The organism is Aeromonas sp. 2692-1, assembly GCF_013085505.1.
In the GTDB taxonomy this organism is placed as follows: domain Bacteria; phylum Pseudomonadota; class Gammaproteobacteria; order Enterobacterales; family Aeromonadaceae; genus Aeromonas; species Aeromonas hydrophila.
The window spans coordinates 1039001-1045000 of record NZ_CP038513.1 but is presented as its reverse complement, the minus strand read 5'-3'; the positions used below and the strand labels follow the sequence as shown (position 1 = coordinate 1045000).

Annotated in this window: 6 protein-coding genes (1 of these 6 running past the window's edge); 1 reads left to right on the top strand and 5 read right to left on the bottom strand. The window is 62.3% G+C overall.

The genetic code is table 11. The annotated features are described in order from the left end of the window. Window positions 1–1358, bottom strand: the start of a protein-coding gene (polA, locus tag E5E97_RS05130; protein WP_118882140.1) for a DNA polymerase I. 1396 nt of this gene lie to the left of the window's left edge; the window shows 1358 of its 2754 coding nt (coding positions 1–1358); the start codon lies at window positions 1356–1358; its stop codon lies beyond the left edge, outside the window. A 400-nt stretch (window positions 1359–1758) separates the two neighbouring features. Here polA and elbB point away from each other — a divergent pair, with 400 nt between their 5' ends. Then, the gene (elbB, locus tag E5E97_RS05125) at window positions 1759–2409 is read left to right on the top strand and encodes an isoprenoid biosynthesis glyoxalase ElbB (protein WP_171279945.1); all 651 of its coding nucleotides are present in this window, start codon (window positions 1759–1761) and stop codon (window positions 2407–2409) included. Between the two features lie 72 nt (window positions 2410–2481). Here the strand turns inward: elbB and E5E97_RS05120 are convergent, their stop codons facing one another. The 4 genes from E5E97_RS05120 to E5E97_RS05105 form a co-directional block, all read right to left on the bottom strand. Next, complete coding sequence (locus E5E97_RS05120; protein ID WP_016349028.1) at window positions 2482–2691, bottom strand: cell division protein ZapB; 210 nt, start codon at window positions 2689–2691, stop codon at window positions 2482–2484. A 246-nt stretch (window positions 2692–2937) separates the two neighbouring features. Continuing rightward, window positions 2938–4218 (bottom strand): hypothetical protein, encoded by a 1281-nt coding sequence (locus E5E97_RS05115; protein ID WP_060389795.1) that lies wholly within the window; start codon window positions 4216–4218, stop codon window positions 2938–2940. 21 nt (window positions 4219–4239) lie between these two features. After that, entirely contained in the window at window positions 4240–5019 is a 780-nt protein-coding gene (gene cysE, locus E5E97_RS05110; RefSeq protein ID WP_011704210.1) for a serine O-acetyltransferase, read from the bottom strand. An 8-nt stretch (window positions 5020–5027) separates the two neighbouring features. After that, window positions 5028–5939, bottom strand: coding sequence for a cation diffusion facilitator family transporter (locus tag E5E97_RS05105; RefSeq protein WP_016349026.1), 912 nt, complete (start codon window positions 5937–5939; stop codon window positions 5028–5030). Between the last annotated feature and the right edge of the window lie 61 nt (window positions 5940–6000).

The following is a 6000-nucleotide window of genomic DNA, read 5'->3' as shown; positions in this document are numbered from 1 at the left end:
TATCTTCGAGCCAGCGAATCCATGTCGTGGCGGCTGGCGGTGGAGTTGAGCACATAGGACTCGAGCATGGTGTCGTAGGCGATGCCCTGCAGCTCGATGCCGTGATTGAGTAGCACGTTGCGATCGTACTTGAGGTTCTGTCCCACCTTGAGACGGGCCGGATCTTCCAGCAGCGGTTTGAGCTTGCCGAGCACCACGGCTTCGGTCAGCTGTACCGGCGCCCCCAGATAATCGTGGCCGAAGGGCACGTAGGCCGCCTTGCCCGGCTCGATGGCAAAGGAGACGCCCACGACGCGCGCCTCCATATAGTCGAGACTGGTGGTCTCGGTATCGAAGGCAAACAGCGGCGCCGCCTGCAGACGGGCCAGCCACTCATCGAATTCAGCCTCATCCAGGATGCAGCGATAGTCGGTCTCGATGACGGCTACCGGGGCGGCGACTTCATCATCACCCTCGGCGTCACTCTCCTCAGCGCCGCCGGACTCCAACTCTTTGATCAGGTTGCGCAGCTCGTACTCACGGTAGACCGCCAGCAGAGCCTCCTTGTCGATAGGGCCAAGCTGCAGTTCTTCCAGGCTCTGTTCCAGCGCCACGTCGGTCTTGATGGTAGCCAGCACGTAGGAGAGGCGCACCTGCTCTTCCTGCTCGCGGAACTTGTCGGCGAACGCCTTGGAGCCACGGAAACCGAGCGCAGCCACCTTGTCGAGATTGGCGGCGATCTCGTCGATACTGCCAATCCCCTGCAGCAGGGCCAGTGCGGTCTTCTCGCCGACGCCGGTCATGCCGGGGATGTTGTCCACCTTGTCCCCCATCAGGGCCAGGTAGTCGATGATGAGCTCGGGCGGTACGCCGAACTTCTCGATCACCCCTTCCCGATCGGTCTTCACGTCCTTCATGGTGTCGATCAGGGTGACATGGTCGGAGACCAGCTGCGCCATGTCCTTGTCGCCGGTGCTGATCAGCACCGGCAGCTGCTTCTCGGTCGCCTGGCGGGCCAGAGTGCCGATCACATCGTCAGCCTCCACCCCTTCCACCATCAGGAAGGGGAAACCCATCGCCTTGATCATCTGGTGGATGGGGGCGACCTGGCTGCGCAGATCGTCCGGCATGCTGGCCCGGTTCGCCTTGTATTCGGGATAGATGTCGTCGCGGAAGGTCTTGCCCTTGGCATCGAACACCACGGCCACGTGGCAGTCGGGGTACTGCTTGCGCAGGCTGCGCATCATGTTGGCCATGACACGGACGGCGCCGCTCGGCAAACCGGTCGAGGTGCGCAGATCGGCCTGCTGGGAGGCAAAGAAGGCGCGGTAAAGGTATGAAGAGCCGTCGACCAGAATAAGGGGGTTGCTAGGGGCCATGAAATCGTCCTGCCAGAGATAAACAGCCGCTAGGATGCCACAGGGCCCCCCTCACACCAAGGGGGGCAAAGACCCTGCCGGCGGATCCTCACAGGCCATCAATCTGTGGATAACTCTGTGCTCAAAAATGGGGGGCAGTATGAACCACAGTGATGAAACTGTGCACAAAAATATAAAAACCAATAAATAACAATTGGTTGCACATGTAAAAATCGATCGCGAGACGACTTGAATGATCTCGATCAATGTGGAAAAAAATTTAAGGGAGTAAGTACGGCAGGATCCAAAACGAAACAATCCTAGCACAGCAAGATGACTTGACCAGCTGAGGACGAACGATAACCATACAAAAGTACAACAATCCATTCTGGCTCACATTTTCAACAACGAGGAGTCTGTCATGAAAAAAGTGGCCGTGATTTTGAGTGGCTGTGGCGTCTTTGACGGGGCCGAAATCCACGAGGCCGTCATCAGTCTGCTGGCGCTGGCCAGGCAGGACGCAGCAGTCCAGTGCTTCGCTCCCAATGTTCCACAGCTCCATGTCATCAACCACCTGACCGGGGAAGTGAGTGAAGGCGAGCGCCGCAACGTGCTAGTCGAAGCGGCCCGCCTCTGCCGCGGCCAGATAAGGGACGTGGCCGAGCTGGATGCGGCCGACTACGATGCCCTGCTGGTGCCAGGTGGCTTTGGCGCCGCCAAGAACCTGTGCGACTTCGCCATCAAGGGGGCCGAGTGCCAAATCCAGCCGGATGTACTGAAGGCGTGCCAGAGCTTCGCCAAGGCCGGCAAGCCGGCCGCCTACATCTGCATCGCACCGGCCATGATCCCGCTCATCTATGGCGCCGGCACCCTGGCCACCATAGGCCACGACGAGGGCACCGCCAACGCCATCGAGGCGATGGGCGGCAGCCACCTCAACTGCCCGGTCAACGAGTTCGTGGTGGATCAGGAGCGCAAGGTGATCTCCACCCCCGCCTACATGCTGGCCAACAACATAGTGGAAGCGGCAGACGGCATCGAGAAGACCGTCAAACAGCTGCTGGCACTCTGATTGCCAGACTGACCCAAACAAACGGGCCGCTCATGGAGCGGCCCGTTTTCAATTCTCGCGGATGGCGACGACTCAGATGCTTTCGCCCATCTGGTCCATCTTGCCCAGCAGGGCACGCAGACGCTCTTGCCAGGCGACGTGCTCGTTGCGCAGCTGATGGTTCTCGTCTTGCAGCTTGTTGTTCTGCTCTTTCAGCTCGTCCAGCTCCATCTTCAGCAGGGAGATGTTGTCGACGGCGGATTGTACTTTGGATTCGAGTTGCTCAAGGACTTCTAGTGACATATGCATACCTGTATGTTCAATTGCGATGCCCCACAGAGGGCGATTCAAGCGCGTGAAGCCAGCATACCCCGAGCCTATCGGCACAAACAAGCCGGTGCGCTGTAAAATGCGCCTTCCATGGATGTATTGCCTAAATATGCGTCTATTTTTCTCGCATCCTGCGCCCGGGCCACGGCCGGCCCCGCACAAGTCGCCACCCCACCCCTGCACAACCGCCCTGCACGCCCTTGCCGCAAGCCCGCATCATCAGGCGTGCAGGGCGATATAGGCCCCCAGCAGCAGACAGGCGACCCCGTACATCAACAGGCCGTAGAGCAGGTTGCCGCGCAAAATCGCTCCGGCACTCAGGTTGTAGCGGGAGGCCAGCGCCAGGTTGGAGCCGGAGAGCGGACTGGTACCGGTGGCCAGCCCCCAACCCAGCAGGAAGCACATGCCGAGCAGGCTGGGATCCGGCGAGAGCGGCCACAGCAGCGGCGCCAATCCTGAGATGCTGATGAGCGGGTGTACCCCAACGATGGCCACCAGCAGGATCAGCAACAGGGTGAGCGAAGACTCCAGCCAGCCGAAGTGCTGGAAGAAGGGCAAGCCGTGGCCGCCGCCCAGCTCGAACACCGACAGCGCACTGTTGATGCCGGCGGCCAGCAGACCAGCCCCCAGAAACAGCACCAGTTGGCCGCCGATGGCGGGGAAACGTTCCACCACCTGCCGCTTGAGGGCCGGGCCGCGCCCCGCACTCGGCATGAAGGCAAAGGCCAGCAGCGGCGCCACTAGGGCGATCACCGCCAAAATGCCGAGATCCGGCCAGATCTGCTTGATCAGCAGCACCAGCAGGGCCAGGGCCACCGGCAACCCCAGAGTCTGCAGCCGCAGCGGATAGCCGGCAAAGTCTGCCACCCCCAGCCGCTCCACCTGCCAGGCGGTCAGCCCCATTGCCAGCAGGGTCGCTACCACCCCGAACGGCAGGATGCGCGACAGCTGCAGGCCGGGCGCATAGGTGAGCGCCACCGCCATGGCGACGAAGAAGGGGGACCAGAAGGCCGCCGCGCAGAAGATCCGGCTCAGCACCAGCACCTGACGCCGCTCAAGGGTGCCGTTACGTTCCAGCCGATCGCCGATGATGAACAGCACCGAGAGGTTGATGACGGCCCCCAGCAGGTTGAGGCTGGCCATGGTGCTCCACAGCCCCTTGCGGCCTTGCCATGAGGTGGTGCCGGTCAAGAGACCCGAGGTGGCGAGATTGAGGGTGCTCACAGCTGCAAACATGGTGAGCATGTTGATGTTGGGCAGCAGCCAGTCACCGGCGGTGAGGCTCGCCCCCCGCCAGCAGGAGAAGATCAGCAGTGCCAGCGCCGCCCCGTACAGGGCCAGCGCCTGGCGCCGCGCCGCCCCCACCAGCCAGGGCCAGGTGAGCAGCGAGGCCCCCCAGGCCGCGATGGCTGCCGGCCAGGGGGAAAATCCCAGATAGAGGTGCAGCAGATTGAGCAGCCACATCCCCAGGATCAGATAACCCGACCAGCGCTTGGCCATCAATGCACCTCGGTCAGGGGATCAGAGACACTGATCCATGTCCAGCGAAGGCTTGTCGCACTCCGGACGACCCACGATCTTGGCGGGCACGCCCGCCACCGTGGTGTGCGGCGGCACCGGGTTGATCACCACGCTGCCGGCACCGATCTTGGCGCCCATGCCCACCTCGATGTTGCCGAGCACCTTGGCACCCGCCCCTATCATCACCCCTTCCCGGATCTTGGGGTGGCGATCGCCGCTCTCCTTGCCGGTACCACCCAGGGTGACGCTCTGCAGGATGGAGACATCGTCCTCGATCACCGCCGTCTCACCGACCACGATACCGGTGGCATGGTCAAACATGATGCCCTTGCCGATGCGGGCGGCCGGGTGCACGTCCACCCCGAACACCACGGAAATCTGGTTCTGCAGGTAGAGCGCCAGCGAGCGACGCCCCTGGCGCCACAGCCAGTTGGCGACCCGGTAGCCCTGCAGGGCATGGAATCCCTTGAGGTAGAGCAGCGGGGTGGAGAAGAGATCGACCGCCGGGTCGCGCTCCTGCACCGCACAGATGTCGGCCGCCACGACCGCCAGCAGCTCGGGCTCGCTGCGCAGTGCCAGCTCGATCACCTCGCGCAGGGCGATGGCGGGCATGGTGGCGCTGTCGAGCTTGTTGGCCAGCTGGAAGCTGAGGGCCGAACGCAGGTTCTTGTGATTGAGAATGGTGGAGTGGAAGAAGCTGGCCAGCATGGGCTCTTCGGTCGCCATGCTCGCCGCTTCTTGCTGAATTTTTTGCCAGGTTCTGGCAACCAGATCATCCATGTTGCAGCCTACTGTTGTTCTGAGGGAGTGCCTTGCTGTTCCTTGTGCACCACGGAGATGGGGTCCATATGAATGATGACATCCATGCGCTCAAACGCCTGACGAACCGCCAGTTCGGCTTCATCGGCAATCTGATGGGCCTTGACCAGAGGGAGCTGATCGTCCAGTTCCAGATGCAACTGCACGAAACGGGTCGGACCGGATTGGCGGGTGCGCAGATCATGCACCCCGTGTACACCTTCGACGTCACAGCAGAGGGCCATTATTCTCGCTTGTTCCTCGGCTGGCAACTGACGATCGAGCAGCGCCTGCACCGATTCATAGCCGATGTGCAGCGCCCCCCACAGCAGGAACAGCCCGATCAGGATGGCAAACAGGCCGTCGGCCCAGTACCAGCCCTGTCCCGCCAGCACCAGTGCCAGCAGCACGCCGCCGTTGAGCAGCAGGTCGGAGCGGTAGTGCAGCATGTCGGCCTTGATGGCCACGCTGTTGGTCTTGCGGATCACCAGGCTCTGGAAGCTGACCAGCAGCAGGGTCAGCACGATGGAGCCACCGCTGACCCACAGACCCGCCTCAAGCCGCTCCAGCGGCGCCTGCTTGAGCAGGGAGGAGATGCCGTGCATCACCAGCAGCAGGGCGGAACCGGAGATGAAGGCCGCCTGGATCAGCCCGGCCAGCGACTCCGCCTTGCCGTGGCCGAAGCGGTGTTCGTCGTCGGCCGGTGACAGGGCGTAGCGGATCGCCAGCAGGTTGATGATGGAGGCGCTCACGTCCATGAAGGAGTCGGTGAGGGAGGCCAGCAGGCTCGAGGAGTCGGTCATCAGCCAGGCGATCAGCTTGCCGGTGATCAGCAGGGTGGCGGTCGTGACGGCGGCCATGCTGGCCAGCGTCACCCAGCGGGAATATTGTTGATGGCTCAAAACCGGCTTTCCTCTTGCGGTTAAAAATCTATTATACCCTGACCCCGACGCCGGATTGGCG

Coding starts and splice junctions, on each gene's coding strand:
- E5E97_RS05115 (WP_060389795.1), bottom strand. CDS start 4,218: ATGGCCAAGCGCTGGTCGGGTTATCTGATCCTGGGGATGTGGCTGCTC.
- cysE (WP_011704210.1), bottom strand. CDS start 5,019: ATGGATGATCTGGTTGCCAGAACCTGGCAAAAAATTCAGCAAGAAGCG.
- E5E97_RS05120 (WP_016349028.1), bottom strand. CDS start 2,691: ATGTCACTAGAAGTCCTTGAGCAACTCGAATCCAAAGTACAATCCGCC.
- elbB (WP_171279945.1), top strand. CDS start 1,759: ATGAAAAAAGTGGCCGTGATTTTGAGTGGCTGTGGCGTCTTTGACGGG.